The organism is Streptomyces sp. NPDC002602, assembly GCF_042889445.1.
Taxonomy (GTDB): domain Bacteria; phylum Actinomycetota; class Actinomycetes; order Streptomycetales; family Streptomycetaceae; genus Streptomyces.
Genome location: NZ_JBIAQX010000003.1, coordinates 769,417 through 791,609 on the forward strand (window position 1 = coordinate 769,417; position 22,193 = coordinate 791,609).

General features: G+C 72.6%; 21 protein-coding genes. 9 read left to right on the top strand and 12 right to left on the bottom strand.

Annotation, left to right across the window (positions count from 1 at the left end; all coding sequences use genetic code 11):
• Window positions 1-86 precede the first annotated feature (86 nt).
• Window positions 87-923, top strand: a complete 837-nt coding sequence (locus ACFYW3_RS12905) for a helix-turn-helix transcriptional regulator (protein WP_351752174.1) — start codon at window positions 87-89, stop codon at window positions 921-923.
• On the top strand, window positions 920-1,162 hold the full coding sequence (locus ACFYW3_RS12910) for a DUF397 domain-containing protein (protein WP_351752176.1): 243 nt from the start codon (window positions 920-922) through the stop codon (window positions 1,160-1,162). The genes ACFYW3_RS12905 and ACFYW3_RS12910 overlap by 4 nt, the downstream gene beginning before the upstream one ends.
• A 9-nt stretch (window positions 1,163-1,171) precedes the next feature.
• On the opposite strand, the gene ACFYW3_RS12915 is transcribed toward ACFYW3_RS12910, so the two are convergent.
• Window positions 1,172-1,507, bottom strand: coding sequence for a hypothetical protein (locus ACFYW3_RS12915; protein ID WP_351385101.1), 336 nt, complete (start codon window positions 1,505-1,507; stop codon window positions 1,172-1,174).
• Window positions 1,508-1,656: 149 nt separating this feature from the next.
• On the opposite strand from ACFYW3_RS12915, the gene ACFYW3_RS12920 reads away from it, so the two are divergent.
• Both ACFYW3_RS12920 and ACFYW3_RS12925 read left to right on the top strand, forming a co-directional pair.
• Window positions 1,657-2,175 (top strand): FBP domain-containing protein, encoded by a 519-nt coding sequence (locus ACFYW3_RS12920; RefSeq protein WP_351752177.1) that lies wholly within the window; start codon window positions 1,657-1,659, stop codon window positions 2,173-2,175.
• A 119-nt stretch (window positions 2,176-2,294) separates the two neighbouring features.
• Window positions 2,295-2,693, top strand: a complete 399-nt coding sequence (locus ACFYW3_RS12925; RefSeq protein WP_351752178.1) for a VOC family protein — start codon at window positions 2,295-2,297, stop codon at window positions 2,691-2,693.
• A 146-nt stretch (window positions 2,694-2,839) separates the two neighbouring features.
• Here ACFYW3_RS12925 and ACFYW3_RS12930 read toward each other — a convergent pair whose 3' ends face one another.
• The 3 genes from ACFYW3_RS12930 to ACFYW3_RS12940 form a co-directional block, all read right to left on the bottom strand.
• Window positions 2,840-3,055 (bottom strand): DUF6243 family protein, encoded by a 216-nt coding sequence (locus ACFYW3_RS12930; RefSeq protein ID WP_351385093.1) that lies wholly within the window; start codon window positions 3,053-3,055, stop codon window positions 2,840-2,842.
• Between the two features lie 332 nt (window positions 3,056-3,387).
• A complete protein-coding gene (locus ACFYW3_RS12935) occupies window positions 3,388-3,684 on the bottom strand; it encodes a hypothetical protein (protein WP_351752180.1) in 297 nt (98 codons plus the stop codon).
• A gap of 166 nt (window positions 3,685-3,850) precedes the next feature.
• Window positions 3,851-5,410, bottom strand: a complete 1,560-nt coding sequence (locus ACFYW3_RS12940) for an APC family permease (RefSeq protein WP_351385089.1) — start codon at window positions 5,408-5,410, stop codon at window positions 3,851-3,853.
• A gap of 271 nt (window positions 5,411-5,681) precedes the next feature.
• Between ACFYW3_RS12940 and ACFYW3_RS12945 the strand changes: the two genes are divergently transcribed.
• Together ACFYW3_RS12945 and ACFYW3_RS12950 are read left to right on the top strand one after the other, a co-directional pair.
• Window positions 5,682-6,797, top strand: coding sequence for a DNA alkylation repair protein (locus ACFYW3_RS12945; RefSeq protein ID WP_389386233.1), 1,116 nt, complete (start codon window positions 5,682-5,684; stop codon window positions 6,795-6,797).
• 28 nt (window positions 6,798-6,825) lie between these two features.
• The gene (locus ACFYW3_RS12950; protein ID WP_389386234.1) at window positions 6,826-8,679 is read left to right on the top strand and encodes a hypothetical protein; all 1,854 of its coding nucleotides are present in this window, start codon (window positions 6,826-6,828) and stop codon (window positions 8,677-8,679) included.
• A 110-nt stretch (window positions 8,680-8,789) separates the two neighbouring features.
• On the opposite strand, the gene ACFYW3_RS12955 is transcribed toward ACFYW3_RS12950, so the two are convergent.
• The 5 genes from ACFYW3_RS12955 to ACFYW3_RS12975 form a co-directional block, all read right to left on the bottom strand.
• The gene (locus ACFYW3_RS12955) at window positions 8,790-10,262 is read right to left on the bottom strand and encodes an aldehyde dehydrogenase family protein (protein WP_389386235.1); all 1,473 of its coding nucleotides are present in this window, start codon (window positions 10,260-10,262) and stop codon (window positions 8,790-8,792) included.
• Window positions 10,259-11,998: an amidohydrolase family protein gene (locus ACFYW3_RS12960; protein WP_389386236.1), complete on the bottom strand. Its 1,740-nt coding sequence runs from the start codon at window positions 11,996-11,998 to the stop codon at window positions 10,259-10,261. Before ACFYW3_RS12960 ends, ACFYW3_RS12955 begins: the two co-directional genes overlap by 4 nt.
• 675 nt (window positions 11,999-12,673) lie before the next feature.
• Entirely contained in the window at window positions 12,674-13,801 is a 1,128-nt protein-coding gene (locus ACFYW3_RS12965) for an LLM class flavin-dependent oxidoreductase (protein ID WP_351758712.1), read from the bottom strand.
• Between the two features lie 108 nt (window positions 13,802-13,909).
• Window positions 13,910-14,695 carry an SDR family NAD(P)-dependent oxidoreductase gene (locus ACFYW3_RS12970; protein ID WP_389386237.1) on the bottom strand — a complete coding sequence of 262 codons (786 nt, stop codon included), beginning with the start codon at window positions 14,693-14,695 and terminating at the stop codon, window positions 13,910-13,912.
• A gap of 16 nt (window positions 14,696-14,711) precedes the next feature.
• Window positions 14,712-15,659 carry an LLM class F420-dependent oxidoreductase gene (locus ACFYW3_RS12975; RefSeq protein ID WP_389386238.1) on the bottom strand — a complete coding sequence of 316 codons (948 nt, stop codon included), beginning with the start codon at window positions 15,657-15,659 and terminating at the stop codon, window positions 14,712-14,714.
• Between the two features lie 269 nt (window positions 15,660-15,928).
• Between ACFYW3_RS12975 and ACFYW3_RS12980 the strand changes: the two genes are divergently transcribed.
• Window positions 15,929-16,588, top strand: a complete 660-nt coding sequence (locus ACFYW3_RS12980; RefSeq protein WP_389386239.1) for a hypothetical protein — start codon at window positions 15,929-15,931, stop codon at window positions 16,586-16,588.
• Here ACFYW3_RS12980 and ACFYW3_RS12985 read toward each other — a convergent pair.
• Window positions 16,566-17,399: a L,D-transpeptidase family protein gene (locus ACFYW3_RS12985; RefSeq protein ID WP_351758704.1), complete on the bottom strand. Its 834-nt coding sequence runs from the start codon at window positions 17,397-17,399 to the stop codon at window positions 16,566-16,568. The two genes, ACFYW3_RS12980 and ACFYW3_RS12985, sit on opposite strands and share 23 nt — an antisense overlap.
• 856 nt (window positions 17,400-18,255) lie before the next feature.
• Between ACFYW3_RS12985 and ACFYW3_RS12990 the strand changes: the two genes are divergently transcribed.
• Both ACFYW3_RS12990 and ACFYW3_RS12995 read left to right on the top strand, forming a co-directional pair.
• The gene (locus tag ACFYW3_RS12990) at window positions 18,256-18,867 is read left to right on the top strand and encodes an alpha/beta hydrolase (protein ID WP_351758701.1); all 612 of its coding nucleotides are present in this window, start codon (window positions 18,256-18,258) and stop codon (window positions 18,865-18,867) included.
• Between the two features lie 231 nt (window positions 18,868-19,098).
• A complete protein-coding gene (locus ACFYW3_RS12995; RefSeq protein WP_351758698.1) occupies window positions 19,099-19,539 on the top strand; it encodes an NUDIX domain-containing protein in 441 nt (146 codons plus the stop codon).
• A gap of 145 nt (window positions 19,540-19,684) precedes the next feature.
• On the opposite strand, the gene ACFYW3_RS13000 is transcribed toward ACFYW3_RS12995, so the two are convergent.
• Window positions 19,685-20,341, bottom strand: a complete 657-nt coding sequence (locus ACFYW3_RS13000; RefSeq protein ID WP_389386240.1) for a trypsin-like serine peptidase — start codon at window positions 20,339-20,341, stop codon at window positions 19,685-19,687.
• 497 nt (window positions 20,342-20,838) lie between these two features.
• A complete protein-coding gene (locus ACFYW3_RS13005) occupies window positions 20,839-22,059 on the bottom strand; it encodes an amidohydrolase family protein (RefSeq protein ID WP_351758693.1) in 1,221 nt (406 codons plus the stop codon).
• Window positions 22,060-22,193: the final 134 nt, after the last annotated feature.

Consider the following 22,193-nt stretch of genomic DNA (forward strand, 5'->3'; position numbering starts at 1 on the left):
CGACCGCTACTTTTCATCTGTACGAGTCCACGCGCTGGACAGGCGTGGTCACCTACCGTGAACCTGATCGTCAGGAGGTGACCTCCATGGCGAGTGTCGACGACAACGGTGAAAGCGGTCCCGAGCCGGACGGCGATCTGCGCCACTTCGGCGAGACGGTCAAGGCCTTCCGCAAACGCGCCGGACTGACGCAGGAACAACTGCACCCCCTGATCCGCTACTCGGTGCAGTACATCGGCTCGGTGGAACAGGGCCGCCGCCACCCGTCCACGAAGTTCGTGGAGAAGGCGGAAGAGGTACTGGACGCCTTCGGCGTCATCCGGCTCGCGGCGAAGCAGTTGCAGCGCAGGCGGGGGCTGGCGTCGTGGTTCCGGCGGTGGGCGGAGCACGAGGACGGTGCGATCGCGCTCAACACGTACGAATGCCGGGCCGTCCCCGGCCTGTTGCAACCCGAGCCCTATGCGCGGGCCCTCTTCGAGACCGTCCCGCCACTGCCCACCGCGGGGGACCTGGAGGCGCGGATGGTGGCGCGGTCGGAACGGCAGAAACTGCTGCTGCGCACCCCGTACATCATGTTCAGCTTCATCGTCGAGCAGAGCCTGATCGAACGGCGGACGGGTGGGAAGGAGGTCACCCGCGAGCTGATCGACCACCTGCTGGAATGCTCGCTGCTGCCGAACGTGGACATCCAGATCATGCCGCTCGTCCAGCCGGTGCACGCGGGCGCCGACGGGCCCTTCCGGCTCCTCGAAACCTGGGAACACGAGTGGCTGGGGTACAGCGAGGGACAGAAGACGGGCCATGTGATCACCGACCCCAAAGCCGTCAGCGTCCTCCACCAGCGGTATGCCAAACTTCGCATCCAGGCCCTCAATCCGGCTGACAGCGCGGACCTGTTGATGCGAATGCGAGGTTCTCTGTGAACGACTCCGAGTTGCGGTGGTTCAAGAGCAGCTACAGCGGCAGCGAGGGCGACAGCTGCGTCGAGGTCGCCCTCTCCTGGCACAAGTCCACCTACAGCGGCAGCGAGGGCGACGACTGCGTCGAGGTCGCCGCCTGCGCCGACACCGTGCACGTCCGGGACTCCAAGGTCACCGCCGGCCCCGAGCTGGCCGTCGCGCCCGCCGTGTGGACGGCGTTCCTCGGCGGCGTCACCGGCTGACGGACCCCGTCACGGCGGGGGTATCGGTCCCGGCGCGGTCACGCCGATCGCCGGACGCCAAAAACGCCCGTCAGGCAGGGCCTGACGGGCGCCGAGGAAGTAGTCCGCGTCGCGCTGGAAACCGAGCCCCGGGACGATGCGCCGCAGGTGGGGCCAGATCCCGGGCACCACCCGGTACTCCCCCGCGACCATCCACGGATCGTCGCCCAGCACGAACAGGTGCCGGACCACCAGGAACTGTTCCCGTGAGAGCGCGCAGGACTCGACCATCTCCTCGTCCGGCCCGAAGCCGGTCAGGTCCCAGACGAGATTGTGCCCGTCGGCGAATGGATAGTCGCTGCTCACCGCCTCACGCTAGGGCGGGCCCCCGACCGCCCGCACCTGCTTTTCACCGTCACTTCACATGATCGGCCCGCCGGGCGCGGGATCCGACGGGCGGCAGCGCGGGACAAAGCACATGCAGTAGGCACGCATATCGGCGTATCGTCCCCCGCATGGACCCGCTCACCGAGAAACAGATCCGTGGCTCCTTCGTGAACTGCACGAAGGGCGAGGCCTCCCGCCTCCGGCTGCCGCTGGACTTCGGCGACCTGCCCTGGCAGGACCTGGACTTCCTCGGCTGGGTGGACCCGGGTGCCCCGCTGCGCGCCCACCTCGTGCGGACCGGCCCCGACGGCGTGCCCGTGGGCATCACCCTGCGCGTGCCCGCCTCGAACGGCACCAGTGCCCTGAAGTCCAGCATCTGCATGGTCTGCCTGACCGGGCACGCCTCCTCCGACGTGGCGCTGCTGTCCGCTCCCCTCGCCGGGGCCCGCGGCCGGGAGGGCAACACCGTCGGCATCTACCTGTGCGCCGATCTGGCCTGCTCGCTGTACCTGCGGGGCAAGCGTCGGTCCAAGCGGGCGACGGGGGCCTACGTGGAGACCCTGAGCCTGGAGGAGCGGATCGAGCGGGCGCTCGGGAACCTCGACGCGTTCACGGCGAAGGTCACCGGCGCGCGCGTGGGCTCCTGACCGCCCCGGGCCGGACACTCCTGACGGCCCCCGGCCCCGCCCATCCGCCCATCCGCCCATCTGACGGATCGCCGCCCGCGACCCGGCTGCCCGGCGCGCGGCGGCGTACCCTGCCCCGCATGATCGATTCACGCACCCACGTTCGCGTCGCCCGCCCCTCGCTCGACCTGGAGGCCGCCGAGCGGTTCTACGTGGACGGGCTCGGTCTGGACGTGCTGTGGCGCACCAGCGGTCACGTGTCGGGGGAGCACGATCTGGTGATGGTCGGGCCCACCGGGGGCGGCTGGCACTTCGAGCTGACGCACGACCCGGAGAACCCGATCGCGCCGTCCCCGACGGTCGACGACCTGTTCGTCGTCTACCTCGGCCGGGAGCCCGAGCCGGCCTTCATCCAGCGCCTGATCGAGCACGGGGGCACCCGCGTCTCCTCCCACAACCCCTACTGGGACGAGTACGGCGTCACGGTCGCCGACCCCGACGGCTACCGCCTGGTGCTCTGCTCCCGTACCTGGGGCTGAGGCTTCGGCGGCCTCACGCCCCGAGAGCGGCACAGAACCGGCCGCGCCCGGTACGGCCGCGGAGCCTCGGACCCGCGACAGGGCCCGGACCGCGCGTCGCGGTCCGGGCCCTGTCCCGTGCGGCGCCGCCGTGCGGCGGCGGTGCGTCAGCTCTGTGCGGTGTCGTCGCCCGCCTGCGCGGCGCCCTCGGTCACGCCCGCCTTCTCGCGCATCTTGCGCACCAGCTCCGCCTTCTGGTCGGCCGCGCTCCGGCGGTCGAGGTTGCGGTGCGGGCCGTTGTTCTGCCGTTCGGCGCGGGACTGCCGCTTGCGCTGGCCGCCACCCTGGCCCACGGGGTTGTTGATGTTCTTGCTCACGGTCACGGGTTCTCCCGGTGAAGATGCGAAGTGATCGACGGATCCATCGGTGCGGACGGGCGGTGACGTCGAAGGACGTCAACCGGGGCCCATCACGCTGTCACTCGCGCATCGGCGTCTGGAAGAACCCGACAAAGACGTTACCCGGTTCCGCCGGCCGCGCACACCAACCCTTTCGCCACCCCGGCGTCGGCCGGGCCTTCGGCGAGCACCCGGGGTCGGGTCCGGGCGGCGGCGCCCCCCGGTGGACGCGGTCGGGGTGCGGCGGGAAACGCCAGGTCCGCGGGGTGGAACGGAACGCGATCGCTCTCTGGCGCCGGCGGGCGCGCGGTCGGGGGTCAGCCGATGCCGGGGGCCTTCGGCAGGCCGGCGGTCAGGGCCGTGCCGGCGCCGGAGAGGGAGGCGTCGGTGGCCTTGGTGGCGCTGCCGGCCGCCGAGGCGGTGGCGTTGACCGCCGTCTTGGCGTCGGTGACGGTCTGCGCGGGGTGGTCGGCGATCTCCACCACCCGCTCGGTGATCGGGGTGTCCCCCCGGACGACCGGTCCGTCGGCGTGCGCGACGGCCGGGGTGAGGGCGAGGGCGGCGCCGCCGGAAAGAACCAGGGCGGCGAGGTTGCGCTTCATGGTCTTCTTCATGGCCGGAACAACGACTCCGCTCGGCCTCGGTCACAGCCGACTCGCCGCTTCCGGCGACCCGGCGGACGCCGAGGGCCCCGGATCGTGGGGAACGATCCGGGGCCCCGGGGGATGACACGGCGGCGTGGCGGGGGGGGGGGGGGGCGGGGCGCGGGGCCCGCCGGGGTCAGTCCTCGACCACCAGGGCCGGCGTGGACTTGGTGAGGACCTGGCCGCGGAAGAAGGCGGGGCTGCGGCGTTCGGTGACGAACATGACGACCAGGCCGAGGGCCAGCAGGCCGACACCGATGATGAAGACGCTTCCGACGCCGAGGACCGTGGAGCCGGAGCCGTAGGACGGGTTCCACATGTCGATGAGGGTCTTGAGGAAGACGGTGGCGAGGAGCAGGCCGCCGAGGACCGGGAAGACGCCCTTGAAGAACAGGTCGCGGGCCGAGTTGCGCAGTTCCTTGCGGAAGTACCAGGCGCAGGCGAAGGCCGTCAGCGAGTAGTAGAAGCAGATCATCAGGCCGAGCGCGAAGATCGTGTCGGTCAGGACGTTCTCGCTGACGAGGGTCATCACGGTGTAGAAGACGCCGGTGGCGACGCCCGCCATGACGGTGGCGCGGCCGGGGGTCTTGAACCGGGGGTGGACCTTGGCGTAGGAGGGCGGCAGCGCCTCGTACGTGGACATCGCGAGGACCGTGCGGGCGACCGGGATGAAGGTGGTCTGCAGGGACGCGGTGGCGGAGGCCAGGACGGCGACGAAGAGCAGGATGCCGAGCATCGGGCCCATGACGGGGCCGGCGAGGGCGGCGAAGACGTTGTCGGAGGTGTCCGGGTTTCCGAGGCCGAGGCCGGAGGTGCCGGAGCCGACGGCCATCTGGGCGGCGATGCCGGTGGCCAGGTACGAGCCGACGAGGACGATCATCGCGATGAGCGAGGCGCGGCCCGGGGTCTTGGCGGAGCCGGTGGTCTCCTCGTTGGTGGCGAGACAGGCGTCCCAGCCCCAGTACATGAAGATCGAGAGCGAGAGTCCGGCGGTGAAGGCGGCCATGGACTCGACCGCGAAGGGGTTCATCCACTGCCAGGAGAAGTCGAGGCCGGTGTCGAAGGAGCCGGCGGACGCCTTCTGGAAGGCCATGGCGACGAAGATGGCGAGGACGGCGAGTTGGAGGCCGACCAGCGCGTACTGGACGCCCTTGGTGGCCGTCATGCCGCGGTAGCTGATGGCGGTCGCCGTGGCGATGAGGGTGAGGCAGGTGGCGATGTGGACGAGTTTGTTGTCGTCCAGCGCGGAGATCGACGGGTTGTTCGTGATCTCGCCTGCCAGCAGCCAGAAGTAGGAGGTGGCGACGCCGGCCAGGTTGGACAGGACGATGATCGTGGCGATCACCAGGCCCCAGCCGCACATCCAGCCGATCCGCGGGCCGAAGGCCTTCACGGTCCAGGTGAACGAGGTGCCGCAGTCCGGCATGGCCTTGTTCAGCTCGCGGTACGCGAAGGCGACCAGGAGCATCGGGAGGAAGCCGGCCAGGAACACCGCCGGCATCTGGACGCCGACTTCCCCGGCGGTGGAGCCGAGGGTCGAGGTCAGGCAGTAGACGGGGGCGACGGTGGAGATGCCGATGACGGCGCTTCCCACCAGTCCGACGGACCCTTTCCCGAGGCCCTTGCCACGAACGTCGCCCTCGGCGACGCCGCTTACCGTGTCTCCGACCCGAGGCCGAACGTCCAGCTGTGTCATGGGTAGGGACGTTAGATGCTGCGGTTTCCTCATCCGGAGGACCGAGGTCCGTTACCGCACGGGGCTAATTTCCTTGGAATCTTGAGGCCGAGACAGTTCACACTCTGGCAATACAAGGTTCACTCAGGCATCTATTCACGTTTCGGAAGGCACGGGGGTGGACCTTCCGGAATGCGGAAACCGCAGCCTTGCCCGTTTTGCCCCTTTCAAAACTTTCCCGCGCAATTTTTCGGGCCCCCAATCCCGGGGCGCCGTCCACCAGACTGGCCCCATGCCCACAGCCGACGAGCTCCTCAGCGCGGATACCGTCAGTAACCTGGCCGGTCTGCTCGCCCGCGCGGCCCGCACACCCCGCTCCCGAGCCCTCACCACCCGCGCCGCATCCCTCGACGGACTCGGCTTCAGCGCACGCGTCGCCGCCGTCCGCGACGCCGTCCTCGCCGACCTGCCCGAGGACTGGCCCGCCTTCGAGGCCGTACTGCGCACCGCCATGGAGGACCCCGACTTCACCGGCTGGATGACCTTCCCCGTCAACGAGGCCATCGCCGTCCGCGGGCTGACGGCGTTCGAACCGGGGCTCGCGCTCCTGCGCGACCTCACGCCCCGACTGACCGCCGAATCCGCCGTACGCCCCTTCCTGCGGGCCGATCCCGACCGCGCCCTGACGGTGATCCGCGACTGGACCGCCGACCCGGACCCGCACGTCAGACGGCTCGCGAGCGAGGGCACCCGGCCCCGGCTGCCGTGGGCGTCCCGGCTGCCCGCCTTCATCGCCGACCCGCGCCCCGCCGTGCCCGTGCTCGACGCCCTCCACCGCGACCCGTCCGAGTACGTACGCCGCTCCGTGTCCAACCACCTCAACGACATCAGCCGGGACCACCCCGGGCTCGCCGTGGAGATCGCCGCGAAGTGGCGCGCCGACGCCGACACCACGACGGATCGCGTCGTCCGGCACGGGCTGCGCACCCTGATCAAGGCCGGCCACCCCGAGACGCTGACCCTGCTGGGCCACTCCCCCGACGTCCCGGTCACCGTCGACGGGCCGCTGGTGAGCACCCCGCGCGTCGCCGTCGGCGAGCACCTCGTCTTCTCGTACGCGCTCACCCACACCGGCGAACTGCCCGCCGAACTGGTCGTCGACTACGTGATCCACCACGTCAAGGCCAACGGGACCCGCACCCCCAAGGTCTTCAAGCTCACCACCCGCCGCCTCGCCCCCGGCGAGACCCTCACCGGGACGAAGCGGCACTCCTTCAAACCGATCACCACCCGCCGCTACCACCCCGGGGAACACCTGGTGCAGCTCCAGGTCAACGGCCGGGTCCGCGGCGAGGCCGCATTCTCACTGGACGTCCCCCGCACCCGGCCGGCAGGCTCGGGCCCATGACTCACGGAATCGAGCACCACCCCGCCCGTTGAGCGCCCCCGAGGAGCGCACCGCGCCCACCTCCCGGCCCTCTCCCCCCAAGACGCGCGCGCCCCAGGCGACTTCGTACGCGTCCTGCGCGAACGACACCTCCCTGCACGACTACGCGCTCTTCCGCCGCGGCATCGAGCCGGACGCCCGGGTCCCCGCGCGCGGCTACCCGCTGCCCGACGGTCCGCCGGAGCCCGACCGGCCACAACTGACCCTGCGCGAGGCGCAGGGGGAAGTCGCCTCCGCCCTCGCCGACACGCTGGCCGACCCCGACCCGGTCCGGGCCGCGGCCGCCGTCCATCTGCGGGTCCGCTCGCTCGTCATGCCCCACCGCACCGTTCGCGCCTGCGTCCTTCGGCTGCCCCTGACCGACGAGGCCGCCGCCCGGCGGACCGGCCGACGATTGGTCCGCACCGGCACCACTCCGGCCGCCGTCCAGGTCGGCCTGGGGCTGCTGAGCCGCCTCGGCGAACCGGAGGACGTGCCCTGGCTCACGGTCCTCGGAACGCTCCGGGGCTTCGAGCGGCCGGTCGTCGCCGCGCTCGACCGCCTGGACCGGAAGGCCGCCGCCCTGCTGATGTTGCGCACCCGTCTCCGGGACGCCGCGTTGGACCCGCTGCTCGACGCCGTGGAGGCGGGCGACGACCAGGCCACGCTCGCCGCCCTGACCGGGCTGCCGCCCGACTTCCGGACGATGGGATACGCCCGGCGGATGGCGGAGGCCGCCGACCTCCACCGGCTGCTCCGGGCGCATCCGCGTGACCCGGCGCTGCTCCTGCGGGCCGCCGGGCTGCTGCGCCGGATGGCGGACCAGCACGACGTCCGGGCCGAGATCCTCGACTACGGACCGGCCATGGAAACGTACGAGACGCTGATCGGGCACGCCGACCTGCCGGAGCCCACCCCCGCGTACCGGGCGGTGCTCCTGTCGATCGCCCTCGACCTGCACAGCGGTCCCGCCGCGCTGCTCGGCTGGCGGCCCGGCCGGCGCGAGGCGCTGTTGGACGCGCTGGGGCGGCTGCCGGCCGCCCCGACCCCCGACGGCGTGCTCGACGACCCCGCCGAACGCCGGCGCGCCGACTGGACGGCGCGGACCGGGCGGCAGCCGTTCCGCGTCCCGCCGGACGGGGAGCGGCTGAGGATCGAGGTGGTCGCCGAGGACCCCGGTGACCGGGGCGGCGTCGAGACCCGGATCCTGGTCGACGGCCGCCCGCTGGTGCCCGCCCTGTTCGGGAAGGGACTGGGAGAGAGCCCGGAACGGCTCCTCGACACCGGACTGTTGCGGGCCGGCGCCGAGCCCCGGGAGGTGCGGCTCGCCGAGGCGTACTGCACCGAGGGCTGCTGCGGGGCGCTGTACGTGACCATCCGCCGCGAGGGCGACGAGGTGGTGTGGGGCGACTGGCGCGGGGCGGTCGGACCGACCCCACCGGAGTACCGCTTCGACGCCGCCGCCTACGACGCCGAGCTGGAGCGCGCCGACCGGGACCGCCCCTGGTCCTGGCCGGCCCGCAGCGCGGCGAAGCTGATCGCGGACGGCTTGCGGGACCGCCCCGATCTGCTGACCCGCTGGGACGCCCTGCGGGGCTGGGTCGGCACGGCCTGGGACGAGCCCGACACCGTGGTGGTGTCCTTCACGTACTGGCCCGGTCTGGCGGCCGGGAACCGTGACCCGGAGGGGCCCTGGCTCCAGTTCGGGTGGCGGATCCCGCCCGCTGGGACCCCGATCGAGGAGCAGGCCGCCGCCGTGCTGGACCGGTTGGCCTCGACGGACCCGAAGTCCTGGGCCGAGGTCCTGGGCGGCAGCCGGGAGCACGCCGAGCGGCTCGGCTACCCCTGGCCGGAGCGCGGGTAGGACCGGCGGCGCGGCCGGGCCCCCGGCCGCGCCGCGCCGGGCCGGGCCGGGCCGCGCCGGGCCGCGCCGGGCCACCGGTCCTCGGCCCGACCCCGCCGCCGGTTCGACCCTCAGCCCGGCCAGACGATCGACTGGATCTCGCTGTAGGCGTGCAGGGCGTACGAGCCGACGTCCCGGCCCACCCCCGACCGCTTGAAGCCGCCGAACGGGGCCTCCATGTTCCGGCCGATGGTGTTGATGCCGACGCCGCCCGCGCGCAGCCGCCCCGCGATCCGGAAGGCCCGCGCCGAGTCCCCGGACCACACGTAGGAGAGCAGTCCGAAGTCGCTGTCGTTGGCCAGGGCCACGGCCTCGTCCTCGCCGCCGTCGAAGGGGACGACCACCACGACCGGCCCGAAGATCTCCTCCCGGACCACCCGCATGTCGTTCGTGCAGTCCACCAGGAGCGTCGGCGCGACGTAGAAGCCCCGGCCCGCCCCGACGACCGGGCGTTCGCCGCCGTACGCGATCCGCGCGCCCTCCTTCCTGCCCAGCTCGACGTACGACTCCACGCGGTCGCGGTGCGCCGCCGAGATCACCGGGCCGACCACGGTGCCGCGCTCGCCCGGGTCGCCGACCTTCATGAACGCCAGGTAGCCGGTCAGCTTCTCCACCAGCGGCTCGTACACCGACCGGTGGACGATCACCCGGGTCGGGGCGGTGCAGATCTGACCGGAGTAGAAGGAGAAGGTGGTGCCGATGCCCGCCACCGCCGCGTCGAGGTCGGCGTCCTCCAGCACGATCGCCGCGCCCTTGCCGCCCAGCTCCATCAACTGCCGCTTCATCGTCCGGCCGCACACCTCGGCGATGCGCTGCCCGACGGCCGTGGAGCCGGTGAAGGACACCATGTCCACGTGGCGGGAGTCGACGGCCGCCTCGCCGACCTCGACCGAGGTGCCGCACACCACGTTCACCACGCCCGCCGGGACCCCGGCCTCGTGCAGGGCCTCGGCCATCCGGAACACCGACAGCGGGTCCTGCGGGGCCGGTTTGACCACGACCGTGTTGCCCATGGCGAGCGCCGGGGCCACCTTGCCCGCCGGGTTCGCCCACGGGTTGTTGTACGAGGTGACGCAGGTGACCACGCCGACCGGCCGGCGCGCCTCCAGCGCGCCCAGGATGCTCGCCCGACCCATCGGGCCGGCATCGGTGACCTGCGGCGGCAGGCCGCGTTCCACCGGCTCCAGGGCGCCCTTCGCGTACCGCCGGAAGCGGGCCACGCCCACCCCGACCTGCATGCCGCGCGCGATGCCGGTGGGTGCGCCCGTCTCGGCGCGGGCCAGCTCCGCCCACGGCTCGTACTCGCGCTGCATGACGTCGGCGGCCCGGTCGAGGATCGCGGCCCGCGCCTCGGGCGTCGTCCGCGACCAGCCCTCGAAGGCCTCCGCCGCCGCGCGCGCCGCCTCCTCGACCTGGGCGCGGGTGGCCTCCGGGGCGAAACCGACGACGGACTCGTCGGCCGGGTTGACCACCTCGTAGTGGCCGGCGGCCGGTTCGACCCACTCGCCCCCGATGTACAGCCGCTGCGGCCCGGCGGAGGTCATCGGGTGCTCACCGTCCTCGTGTCCCGGCCGGAACGCAGCACGATGCCGGGGATCGCGCCGGTCACCTCGTCGTCGCGGATGGTCTCCACGCCGTTGACGCGCACGGACACGATCCCGATCGCCCGCGCGTCCAACCGCGGGCTGTCCCCGGGCAGATCGTGCACGAGCGTCGCCGGCCCGGCCTCGATCCGCTCGGGGTCGAAGAGCACCAGGTCCGCGTGGAACCCCTCGGTGATCCGGCCGCGCTCGCGCAGCCCGAACAGCCGGGCCGGGTCGTCGGTGAGCATCCGTACGGCCTGTTCCAGCGGCAGGAGCCGGCGGCCGCGCAGGCAGTCCCCGAGGAAACGGGTCGTGTACGGGGCGCCGCACATCCGGTCCAGGTGGGCGCCCGCGTCGGAGCCGCCCAGCATGACGTCCTCGTGCTGCCAGGTCTCCTGGCGCAGGGCCCAGCTCGCCGGGTCGTTGTCGGTGGGCATCGGCCACAGGACGGTGCGCAGGTCGTCATTGGCGCAGATCTCCACCAGGCAGTGGAAGGCGTCCTGGCCCCGTTCGGCGGCGATGTCGCCGACGACCCGGCCCGAGAGGCCCTCGTTCTCCTCGCTGTACGTGTCGCCGATGACGTAGCGCCCGAAGTCGGCGAGCCGCCGGAAGACGCCCGCCTCCCTGCTGTCCGCGCGGCGCAGCATCTCGGCGCGCACGTCGGCGTCGCGCAGCCTCGCGATCCGCTCGGGGACGGGCAGGGCGAGGACCTCGCCCCAGCCGGGGATGAGGTTCAGCGCGCAGAACGTGCCGAGCGACATGTTCATGGGGGTCAGGATCGGCATGGTGAGCGCGACGATCCGGCCACCCGCCTTGCGGGCGCGCTCGCCGGGGATCAACTGGCGCGGGACGCGCTCGGGGACGGACGCGTCGACGGTGAGGACGTTCCAGTTCAAGGGCCGGCCGGCGGCGACGCTCATCTCGACGAACAGGTCGATCTCCTCGTCGGAGAACTGGTCGAGGCAGCCCGCGACGATCGCTTCGAGCTGGGTGCCCTCGTGTTCGGAGACCGCGCGGGAGAGCGCGAGCAGCTCTTCCGGTTTCGCGTGGCGGGAGGCCACCGGGGAGCCGGCGCCGTCGGAGTGCGTGGAGGACTGGGTGGTGGACAGGCCCCAGGCGCCCGCGTTCATCGCGTCGTGGAACAGGTCGAGCATCTCCCGCATCTGCTCCGGCGTGGGCTGTCCGCCGACGGCGTCCTCACCCATCACGTACCGGCGCAGCGCGCAATGCCCCACCATGAAACCGGCGTTGACGGCTATCCGGCCCTCCAGGGCGTCGAGGTACTCACCGAACGAGGACCAGGTCCAGTCGACGCCCTCCTCGAGGGCCTTGAGGGCCATCCCCTCGACCTTGCTCATCATGCGCCGAGTGTAGTCGGCGTCCTCGGGCCGGTCGGGGTGGAGCGGAGCGAGCGTGAAACCACAGTTGCCGCCGGCGACGGTGGTGACGCCGTGGTTCATGGAGGGCGTGGCGTACGGGTCCCAGAACAGTTGGGCGTCGTAGTGCGTGTGCGGGTCGATGAACCCGGGGGTCAGGACGAGCCCGGTGGCGTCCTCGACGGTCCGGGCCTCCTCCGTGACGGTCCCCGGCGGGGCGATGACGGCGATCCGGCCGTCCCTCGTCCCGACGTCGGCGATGAACGCGGGGGCGCCGGTCCCGTCCACGACGGTGGCTCCCTTGATCAGGTGGTCGAGCATGACGTCCCTTCGTCTCGTCCCTGACGGGTTCGCTGACGCGGTCTTACGGGGGCGGCCGGTTCAGCCTCGCCTGGGTCCGGCCATTTCAGCCTCGCCGGCGTTTGAGGCGCGGGTCCGGGCGGAGCCCGGTGCCCGGCGGAGCCGGGGTTCCGGGGGGGGGGGGGGGGGCGGGCCCGCGGCCCGCCCCGGCGCGGCGGCGGGGGGGCCGCGCGGCGGGGGGCGGGGGGGGGGCGGGGGGGGGGGGGGGGGGGGCGCCCCGCGGGGGGGGGGGGGGGGGGGGGGGGGGGGCCGCCCCCCGGGGGGGGGGGGGGGGGGCGGGGGGGGGGGGCGCCCCCCCCTGCCCGGCGGAGCCGGGGTCCCCTGGGGCTCCGCCCCAGACCCCGCGCCTCAAACGCCGGTGAGGCTGGAGGGGCCGGGCCCGGGCCTCGCGCCGATGAGGCTGGAGGGGCCGGGCCCGGGCCTCGCGCCGGCGAGGCTGGAGGGGCCAGGCCCGGGCCTCGTGCCGGTGAGGCTGAGGGGCCGGGCCGGGAGGGCCCGGGGCGGCCGGAGGGCGTACGGCAGGCCGCGGCCCGTGCGCACTCCGGCCGGTTCCGCGCGAGCCCCGAAGGCATGGCCCCCGAAGCCCGTTTTCCGGGGCGGCGGTCCGGGAAGACGCCGCCCGGGTCGGGTGTCCGTTCAGGACCCTGAGGCCTCACGGAAGCGGGTGGTGCGGTGCACCGGGTCCGTGTCTATCTTCGGGATGACGTGCTCCCCGATGAGTTTCACGGTGGTCATGGTGTCCTCGTAGGACACCCCCGTCGGCAGGCCGAAGGACAACTGGTCGGCGCCCGCCCGCTCCCAGCGCTCGCACTGCCGGAGCACCTCGGACGGGTCTCCGCAGATCAGCAGTTCCTCGGCGATCAGCAGCTCGATGATCTCCGCGTTGTACTCGGGGAGCGTCTCGGGCCACTGCGGGATCGCCTCGGGCCGCGGGAAGGTGTCGTGGTAGCGGAAGACCAGCGACTGGAAGCGGTTCATGTTGGCGTTGACGGCGATCTCGACGGCCTTGTCGTGGGTCTCGGCGCAGATCGCGGTGGAGGTGACCATGACGTTGTCGTTGACGAAGGCGCCGATGGCCTTCGCCTCCTGGATGGCCGTCTTGTACTGCTCCAGCACCCACTCCATGTCGGAGACCTTCTGAACGCTGAAGCCGAGGACGCCGAGGCCCTTCTTGGCGGCCATGGCGTACGAGGTGGGGGACCCGGCGGCGTACCACATGGCCGGGTGGGCCTTGCCGTACGGCTTGGGGAAGATCTTGCGCGGCGGCAGCGACCAGTGCTTGCCGCTGAACCCCTCGTACTCCTCCTGGAGGAACATCTTGGGGAACTCCGCGATGGTCTCCTCCCAGATCTCCTTGGTGCCGTTCATGTCCTCGATGCCCGGGAGGAAGCCGAGGATCTCGTGGCTGCCGGCGCCGCGCCCGGTGCCGAACTCGAAGCGCCCCTTGGAGAGGTGGTCGAGCATGGCGACCTTCTCCGCGACCTTGACCGGGTGGTTCACGGGGGCCAGCGGGTTGAAGATGCCGGAGCCGAGGTGGATGCGCTCGGTGGCGTGGGCGAGGTAGCCGAGGAACACCTCGTTCGCGGAGAGGTGCGAGTACTCCTCCAGGAAGTGGTGCTCGGAGGCCCAGGCGTACTTGAAGCCGGACTTGTCGGCCTGGATGACGTACTCGGTCTCCTCGATCAGCGCCTTGTGCTCCGCCTCGGGGTCGACCTTGGACCGCGCCTCAGGCACGTATCCCTGCACGAAGAGCCCGAATTCCAAGGGGGTTCACCGTCCTTTGGTTTCTGACGTTGCGTCAGATTCGATGTCCCGACTGTTCCACCGCCGGGGCTGGAGCGTCAATACCTGACGCTCCATCAGATGCCTTGGCTACAGGATGCTGACGCCGGCCGTCCAGCCCCCGTCGATGACGAACGGCTGCCCGGTGATGTACGAGGAGTCCTCGCCGGTCAGGAAGAGCGCCAGGCGCGCGATCTCGTCCGGCCGACCGACCCGCCCCAGGGGCACGACCCGCTTGTACAACTCGGCCATCGCGTCCCTGGCCTCGTCGCTCACCCCCGCCGGGTCCAGCAGCCCCGGGTTGGCCATCGGCGTGTCCACGGCGCCCGGGCACATGGCGTTGACGCGAATGTTCCTCCCCGCCAGCTCCAGCGCCGCCACCCGGGTCAGACCCAGGATCGCGGCCTTGGTCGCCGCGTACGCGCCGACGTACGCCATGCCCGTCAGACCGGTGTACGAGGAGGTGTTGACGATCGTGCCCCCGCCGGCCGCCGCGATCTCGGGCGCGACGGTCTTGATGCCGAGGAACGCGCCGACCTGGTTGACCTGGATCACCTGCCGGAACTCCTCCAGCGGGGTCGCGGTCAGCTCGTTGAAGCGCAGGATGCCCGCGTTGTTGACCAGTCCGTCGATCCGACCGAAAGCCGCCTTCGCCACCTCGACCGCGGCGGCCCAGTCCTCCTCGCGGCTCACGTCCATGCGCACGTACCGGGCCCGGTCCTCGCCGATCTCCTTGGCGACCGCGGCGCCCTGCTCGTCCAACACGTCGCCCAGGAGCACCTTGGCGCCCTCCGCGGCGAAGAGCCGGGCCTCCTGCTCGCCCTGCCCGCGCGCCGCACCCGTGATGACGACGACGCGTCCGTCCAACTTGCCCATGGCGGGTGCTCCTGCCCTAGTCGTTGAGGAGGGGGGCCACCTCGGCCCCGAAGGCGGCCATCTGGTCGGTCAGTTCGGCGACGTCGCGGTTGCGGAACCGAACCTGGATCTGGTCCACGCCCAGCGCCCGGTACTCCCGCAGGGACTCCGCGAGCGCCTCCGCCTTGCCGGTGAGGGCCCGCCGGCCGGTGTCCCAGCCGGGCTCGCCCACGTACAGGGGCTCGGTGATGGCGCCGATCTCGATGGGGCGGGTGACTCCCGCCGCCTCGCGCAGCTCCCTGATCCGGGCGATCCGCTCCGGGAGCCGGTCGCGCGGATCCCCCTGCGGGAGCCAGCCGTCGCCGCGCACGGCCGCGCGGCGCACGGCGGCGGGCGAGGAGCCGCCGACCCAGAAGGGGATGCGGGTCTGGGTGGGCCGGGGCAACTGGCCCAGGTCCCGGAACGAGAACGACCCGCCCTCGAACTCCGGGTACTCCTCCGGCCCGAGCGCCACCCGCAGCGCGTCCAGCGTCTCGTCGAGCACGGCCCCGCGCCGCTCGAAGTCGACGCCGAGGGCCTCGAACTCCTCCCGCACGTGCCCCGCCCCGACCCCCAGGATCAACCGGCCGCCGGAGAGGTGGTCGAGCGTGGCGTACTGCTTGGCGGTGATCAGCGGATGCCGCAGGCCGACGATCGCGACGTGGCTCAGCAGCCGGACGTGTTCGGTGATCCCCGCGAGGAAGGACAGGGTGGCCACCGGGTCGTACCAGGCGGTGCTCATGGGCCCGGCCATCGCGCGCGGGATGGCCACGTGGTCGCAGGTGGCCACGTAGCCGAAACCGGCCCGGTCGGCGGCCCGGGCCACCTCGGCGAGTTCGACGGCGCCGGCCGTCGCCTCCCAGGGCTCGGCGTAGATGGTGCTCTGCGACTGGATCGGGAGTTGCATCCCGTACACCAGCCGGCCTTCGGGAAACACGCGCGCCATGACCGTCCCCACCTCGCCCTCGACTTCGACCTGTTCGGGAGGCCGACACCGGGGGCCATCGTCATAGCTGACGATCCGTCAGGCAAGGGGTTGGACCGGACCCGGTGCGGCCCCGGCGGGATGGGCCTCCGCGGAATCGGGCCTGGCGGGTGCTGCCCTGGCGGGATCGGGCCTGACGTGTGCTGCCCTGGCGGGATCGGGCCTGGCGGGATCGGGTGGCCGGCGCCTAGGGTGCGGCGACCGAGGAGTTGCGAGCGCGGGAGACGCGGGTGGAACTGTTCCTGACCCTGTTCAGCGCGGTGGCGTGGACGCTCGTGTACGCCGAGGCGATCCGCGTCGGGCTGCGGGACCGGACCTACGCCATGCCGGTCGCCGCCCTCGCGTTGAACTTCGCCTGGGAAGCGACGTACGCCACCACCGACTTCCTCGCCGGGGTGTCCGCGCAGGGTGTGGTCAACGTGGTGTGGGCCGCCGCCGACGTCGTCATCATCGGCACCTACCTGCGGTTCGGGCGGGCGGAGCTGCCGGAGTTCGTGACCCGGCCGCTGTTCGCCGGGTGGAGCGCGCTCGTCTTCGCCGGCGCCTTCGCCGTGCAGTGGCTGTTCCTGGCGCAGTTCGGGACGCACGACGCCTCGCGCTACTCCGCGTTCCTGCAGAACCTGCTGATGTCCGGCCTCTTCATCGCCCTGTACGCGGGCCGGCGCGGGTCGCGCGGGCAGTCCCTCGTCATCGCCGTCGCGAAGTGGCTCGGGACGCTGGCGCCGACGGTGCTCTTCGGGGTGATCGAGGACGCCCCGTTCATCCTCGGGCTCGGGGTGCTGTGCTCGGTGTTCGACCTCGCGTACGTCGCGCTGCTCGCGCGGCAAGGCCGCGGCGGTCGCCGGGAGGCGCCGCTCGCAAGCACGGTCAGAAGCCCGGCGGCCCCATGACGACGACGGGCTTCGCCGCCGGGTCCAGGGTCTGCAGGAGCTTCTTCATCGCCTCCTTGGGAATGCCGACGCAGCCCTGCGAGGGCCCGTCGTGGTCCACGTGCAGCCAGATGTTGCCGCCCCGCTCCTCGCCCTGCGGCTTGCGCGGGTCGAGCGGCGACACCCCCCGTTCCCGATTGAAGTCGATCGCCACGACGTAGTCGAAGGCGCCGGTCAGGGGCTCACCGTTCACGCCGGTGCCCGTGGCGACGAAGCCGTCGTCCTCGTCGTACGGGAACTTCGTGCCCGGCGGCTTCGGCAGCAGGCCGCCGGCGTCGGTCAGGGAGTAGACGCCCTGCGGGGAGGTCAGGTCCCCGTAGGTGCGCTCCTCGGGCGCCGACCAGCCCTTGGCGCCGTTGCGGGCCGGCCAGGTGTCCGCCCGGTTCCAGTCGCCGCCGGGCGCGGAGCGCGACCAGAGGGTCACGACGGACTCGGAGGAACCCGCGGACTTGCCCGTGATCACGATCAACTGCCGGGAGTCCTTCGGAATCCTGGCCCGGGTGGCCTTGCCCAGACCGGGGAGGGCGTCGTTGCCCCTGGGGCGGGCCTGGTCCTCGGCGAGTGCCGCACGGTCCGCCGCGGTCCTCGGGCGGGAGTCCGGGCGGGCCGACCCGGGGTCGGCCCCCGGGGTGTCACGGGCGACGTGGACCCAGCCGGCGGTGAAGACGAGCAGGCCGAGACCCGCCGCGACGGCGAGGCCCCGGAAGTCGCGCTGCCGGGGGGCTCGGTTGCGGACGGGGCGACCGGGGCGGGCTCGGACGTACTTGCTCATTCAATCGACCGTACACAGCGGATCTTCCAATTCGCCGAAGGGGGGACCTCTTCGGCGCGGCAGGGGCGGCGGGCCGGGGGTGCCGGCGGGGCTGGGCGCGGGGCGGCGGTGCCGGCCGGACTGGGCGCGGGGCGGCGGTGCCGGCCGGACTGGGCCCGGGGCGGCGGTGCCGGCCGGACTGGGCCCGGGGCGGCGGTGCCGGCCGGACTGGGCCCGGGGCGGGGCGGGGCGGGGCGCGTCCGGGCGGGGGCAGCAACGAGGATCCGGGCCGGGCGAGGCGAGGCGCGGGCGCCGGCGGTTATGGGCGCGGGTCACGGACCAGGATCCGGGCCGGACGCGGGGGTGAGGCCGGGAACGGGCGCGGGCGCCGGCGGGGATGGGCGCGGGTCAGGATCCAGGATCCGGGCCGGGGTCCGGGCCGGGCGCGACGAGGCCCGGGCGCCGGCGGTTATGGGCGCGGGTCACGGACCAGGATCCGGGCCGGACGCGGGGGTGAGGCCGGGAACGGGCGCGGGCGCGGAGGCAGGGCCGGGAACGGGCGCGGAGGCAGGGCGGGCGCGGGCACCGGCGGGAATGGGCGCGGGTCACGGACCAGGATCCGGGCCGGACGCGGGGGTGAGGCCGGGAGCGGGCGCGGGCGCGGAGGCAGGGCCGGGGTCCGGGCCGAGCGCGAGGGTGAGGCCGGGAACGGGCGCGGGGGTGGGGCCGGCGGTCCGCGCCGGCCGCCTCTCCCCGACGCCGGCGTTGCAGGCGGGGTAGGCGGGACAGGACCGGACCGGAGGGACTGGACCCGGGGGACGGGGCGCGGCCATGATCGCTTCGAACTTCCCGGTGTCTTCACACGATTGCGAGAACGATGACCGACGCCCTGGCCGAGGACGGCTTCCTGATACTCCACGGTTGGCAGAACCATCGGCCCACCGGCCACTGGGAACACTGGCTGGCCGACCGGCTCACGGCCTCGGGGCACGCCGTCGACTACCCGGCCTTCCCCGACCCGGACCATCCGGACCTGGAGGTGTGGCTGGCCGAGTTGCGCGAGCGGCTCGGCGCGCTGCGCGGTCGGCGGCGCACGGTCGTCTGCCACAGCCTGGCCTGCGTGCTGTGGCTCCACGCGGCGGCCCGGGGCGAGGTGGCGGTCCCGGTCGACCGGGTGCTCCTCGTCGCCCCGCCGTCGGCGGGCTACCTGGGGCGGTACCCGGAGGTCGCCGCCTTCGCGCCGCCCCGGGTGTCGTCCGCGCAGTTGTCCGCCACGGCCGGGTACGTCCGGATGGTCGGCGGCGACGACGACCCGTGCTGTCCGGGGGGCGCCGCCGCCGTCTTCGCCGAGCCGCTCGGCCTGCCGGTGGACGTCCTGGCCGGCCAGGGTCACCTGGGCGAGGACGCGGGATACGGCCCCTGGCCCTCGCTCCTCGACTGGTGCGTCGGCCGCGACGACGACGCTCCCATCCGGGCCCGCGCGGAGTGAACCGGGCCCGCGGCGTGTGAACCGGGCCCGCGCCCTTTCGGGGGCGCGGGTACCGCCGACCGCCGGGCGGGTACCGCCCACCGCCGATCCCGATTTCGTCAACGGCCCCCGAGGAAACAGCCGACTCCCCCGATTTCGCCTTGTTCAATCATCTCCGTTCCGGGGAATTCGAGAAATGCGTCCGGCTGCACGACAGTTACCGTCCGACCTTTTCGGTCGTACCCTGATCTGATGAGAACTCCACGTCAGGCAGCGCGCATTGTGATCCTGTCGCCCACGGGATCCGTATTTCTCTTTCGGGAGAACAATGTGGAAGTGGGCATCCACTGGCTTCCCCCCGGCGGGGGAATCGACCCCGGGGAAAGCCCCCAGGAATGTGTGCGGCGCGAGTTGCGCGAGGAGACCGGGTGGACCGATCTCGAACCTCGGCGACTGCTCTGCACCTGGGAGCACGACTTCACCCATCAAGGCATCCCCGTCCGGCAGCACGAGCACATCTACGTCACCACGGGGCCGCTTCGCGATCCCGTCCCGGAGTCGCCCGACGCCCAGTGGAGTTGGCTCTCGCGGGACGCGCTGGCCGCCCTCGGGGAGCCGCTGTGGCCGCCGCGGTTGGCGGACCTGCTCGCGGACGTGTCCGCCGAGCCGGTGCACCTCGGCCTGATGGTGTGAGCCGGGGCCGGCCCGGCTCCGGCCCGTCGGTACGTCGGCGCGGTGCGCCGCGGGGCGCCGCGCCGACGTACCGACTAGGCACGGCACCGCTCGGCACGGCACCGCTCGGCACGACCCGGTGCGGCACGACCCGGTGCGGCACGACTCAGTGCGGTGTGGCGCTCCCGGGCGTACTCGCGGTCCCGGGCGCGGTCCCGGTCGCGCGGCGGTACAGGGTGGCCGCGTACTCCCCCAGGACGGTGCTCGTCGAGACGTCGTCCGTGTCGCCGCCCGTCAACACGCCGACGATCTTGCCGTCGCGGGCGATCCACGCGCTGCCGCTGGTGCCCCCGGGGAAGTCGGCGCAGTCGAACCGCTGCTCCGCCGCCTTCTCGTGCACCGCCACCGCCGTGCAGGTGCGCGGCACGCTGCGGTCGGCCGGGTAGCCGGTCACCGTGACCTGCTCGCCCGTGCGACCCGTGGTGTCCAGGACGGCCGCGCCGGCGACGTCCTCGATGTTGCGGCCGGAGGAGTCGGGGGCGAGACGGGCGAAGGCGAGGTCGTAGTCGTCGTTCGCGTCATCCGTCCAACGCTCATCCTCGTAGACCTCTTCGAGCCGCCAGGCACCGAACGGGGCCGTGGTGCCGGCGTACGCGGGTGCGAATATCGGGCCGTTCGCGCCTTGTTCGCCGGGGACCAGGCAGTGCCCGGCGGTGACGATCAGGTTCCGCCCGGGGCTGTGCACGACGGTCGCCGTACAGAAGTGGTCGCCGTCCACCCGACCATCCGGGTTGCCTTCGAACAGCGCCCCGGCGAACTTCACGGGACCACCCGGGCCGGGGGTCGTGGCGTTCGGTCGGGGCGCCGGAGACGTGGACAGTTGCGGTTGCTTCGACGATTGCGATCGCGATGACGGGCTGGGTGACGCCGACCCCGAGGGGGCACCCTCCGCCCGTGTGGCCGCCGCCTGGTCAGTGGCCGGCACCACCTTTGTCATGGCGGCGGATGCCCCCAGTGCGGCCACCGCGCACAACACCACGGTCACCACGGTCCGCTTGTCCACCACAGTCGTCCTCCCCCGGTTTGCTCCGGCGAATCATGCCCTGGCGTCGCTTCCGCCCGCAAGGCGGGGGTGCGCCAAGGTCGCGCCGGATCAGGCCCCTTGTGTCTCGCGCGCCACGGCGATCGGCCCCGGACGGGTTCCGTCCGGGGCCGATCGCCGTACCGCGGGGCCGGGCCGCGCCGACCACCAGATGCCGCCACGGACCATCAGGACCGCCACGGGCCGGCGCCGACCGGGCGGGATGTCGGCCGCAGGGGCTACGCGCCCGCCCAGAGACCCTCCGGGGTGAGGCCCAGCAGGTCGATGGCGTTGCCGCGGACGATGCGGTCGACCACGTCCGGGGCGAGGTGTCCCATCTGGGCCTCGCCGACCTCCCGGGACTTGGGCCAGGTGGAGTCGGAGTGCGGGTAGTCCGTCTCGTAGAGGACGTTGGCCACGCCGATGGAGTCCAGGTTCCGCAGACCGAAGGCGTCGTCGAAGAAGCAGCCGAAGACGTGCTCGGCGAAGAGTTCCGACGGCGGGCGCAGCACCTTGTCGGCGACCCCGCCCCAGCCGCGGTTCTCCTCCCACACCACGTTCGCGCGCTCCAGGATGTAGGGGATCCAGCCGATCTGCCCCTCGGCGTACATGATCTTCAGGTTGGGGAAGCGTTCGAACTTGCCGCTCATCAGCCAGTCCACCATCGAGAAGCAGCAGTTGGCGAAGGTGATGGTCGAGCCGACCGCCGGCGGGGCGTCGGCGGAGGTGGAGGGCATGCGCGAGGAGGAACCGATGTGCATGGCGATGACCGTGCCGGTCTCGTCGCACGCCTGGAGGAACGGGTCCCAGTCGTCGGTGTGGATGGACGGCAGCCCGAGGTGGGGCGGTATCTCGGAGAAGGCGACGGCCCGCACGCCCCGGGCGGCGTTGCGGCGGACCTCGGCCGCGGCGAGTCGGGCGTCCCACAGGGGGACGAGGGTGAGGGGGATGAGCCGGCCCGCGGCGTCGGGGCCGCACCACTCCTCCACCATCCAGTCGTTGTAGGCGCGGACGCCGAGCAGTCCGAGCTCCCGGTCCTTGGCCTCGGTGAAGGTCTGCCCGCAAAAGCGCGGGAAAGTGGGGAAGCACAGGGCCGACTGGACGTGGTTGACGTCCATGTCCGCGAGCCGGTCGGGAACCGCGAAGGACCCCGGGCGCATCTGCTCGTAGGTGATGACTTCCAGTTTGATCTCGTCGCGGTCGTATCCGACCGCGGTGTCGAGGCGGGTGAGCGGGCGGTGCAGGTCTTCGTACACCCACCAGTCGCCCATCGGGCCGTCGTCGCCCTTCGCTCCCATGACGGGGGCGAACTTGCCGCCGAGGAAGGTCATTTCCTTCAGGGGGGCTCGGACGACGCGCGGGCCGATGTCGTGGTACTTGGACGGGAGCCGGTCCCGCCAGACATGAGGGGGCTCCACCGTGTGGTCGTCCACCGAGATGATCTTCGGGAAGGTCTCCATGCGAACCACGGTAGCGCTGATCTGACGAACCGTCAGCTAGTTGGGCGGCACCGGGGAAGCGATCAGTCCGCCGCGGGCTGACGTGTACGTGCAAGACAGGGCAGACTGACCCTTACAACGACGGAAGGCAGGGG

Bases quoted from the DNA above. Each gene is read 5' to 3' on its own strand.
- ACFYW3_RS12905 (WP_351752174.1), top strand. From the start codon at position 87: ATGGCGAGTGTCGACGACAACGGTGAAAGCGGTCCCGAGCCGGACGGC.
- ACFYW3_RS12920 (WP_351752177.1), top strand. From the start codon at position 1,657: ATGGACCCGCTCACCGAGAAACAGATCCGTGGCTCCTTCGTGAACTGC.
- ACFYW3_RS12925 (WP_351752178.1), top strand. From the start codon at position 2,295: ATGATCGATTCACGCACCCACGTTCGCGTCGCCCGCCCCTCGCTCGAC.
- ACFYW3_RS12935 (WP_351752180.1), bottom strand. From the start codon at position 3,684: ATGAAGAAGACCATGAAGCGCAACCTCGCCGCCCTGGTTCTTTCCGGC.
- ACFYW3_RS12940 (WP_351385089.1), bottom strand. From the start codon at position 5,410: ATGACACAGCTGGACGTTCGGCCTCGGGTCGGAGACACGGTAAGCGGC.
- ACFYW3_RS12945 (WP_389386233.1), top strand. From the start codon at position 5,682: ATGCCCACAGCCGACGAGCTCCTCAGCGCGGATACCGTCAGTAACCTG.
- ACFYW3_RS12955 (WP_389386235.1), bottom strand. From the start codon at position 10,262: ATGACCTCCGCCGGGCCGCAGCGGCTGTACATCGGGGGCGAGTGGGTC.
- ACFYW3_RS12960 (WP_389386236.1), bottom strand. From the start codon at position 11,998: ATGCTCGACCACCTGATCAAGGGAGCCACCGTCGTGGACGGGACCGGC.
- ACFYW3_RS12970 (WP_389386237.1), bottom strand. From the start codon at position 14,695: ATGGGCAAGTTGGACGGACGCGTCGTCGTCATCACGGGTGCGGCGCGC.
- ACFYW3_RS12975 (WP_389386238.1), bottom strand. From the start codon at position 15,659: ATGGCGCGCGTGTTTCCCGAAGGCCGGCTGGTGTACGGGATGCAACTC.
- ACFYW3_RS12985 (WP_351758704.1), bottom strand. From the start codon at position 17,399: ATGAGCAAGTACGTCCGAGCCCGCCCCGGTCGCCCCGTCCGCAACCGA.
- ACFYW3_RS12990 (WP_351758701.1), top strand. From the start codon at position 18,256: ATGACCGACGCCCTGGCCGAGGACGGCTTCCTGATACTCCACGGTTGG.
- ACFYW3_RS12995 (WP_351758698.1), top strand. From the start codon at position 19,099: ATGAGAACTCCACGTCAGGCAGCGCGCATTGTGATCCTGTCGCCCACG.
- ACFYW3_RS13005 (WP_351758693.1), bottom strand. From the start codon at position 22,059: ATGGAGACCTTCCCGAAGATCATCTCGGTGGACGACCACACGGTGGAG.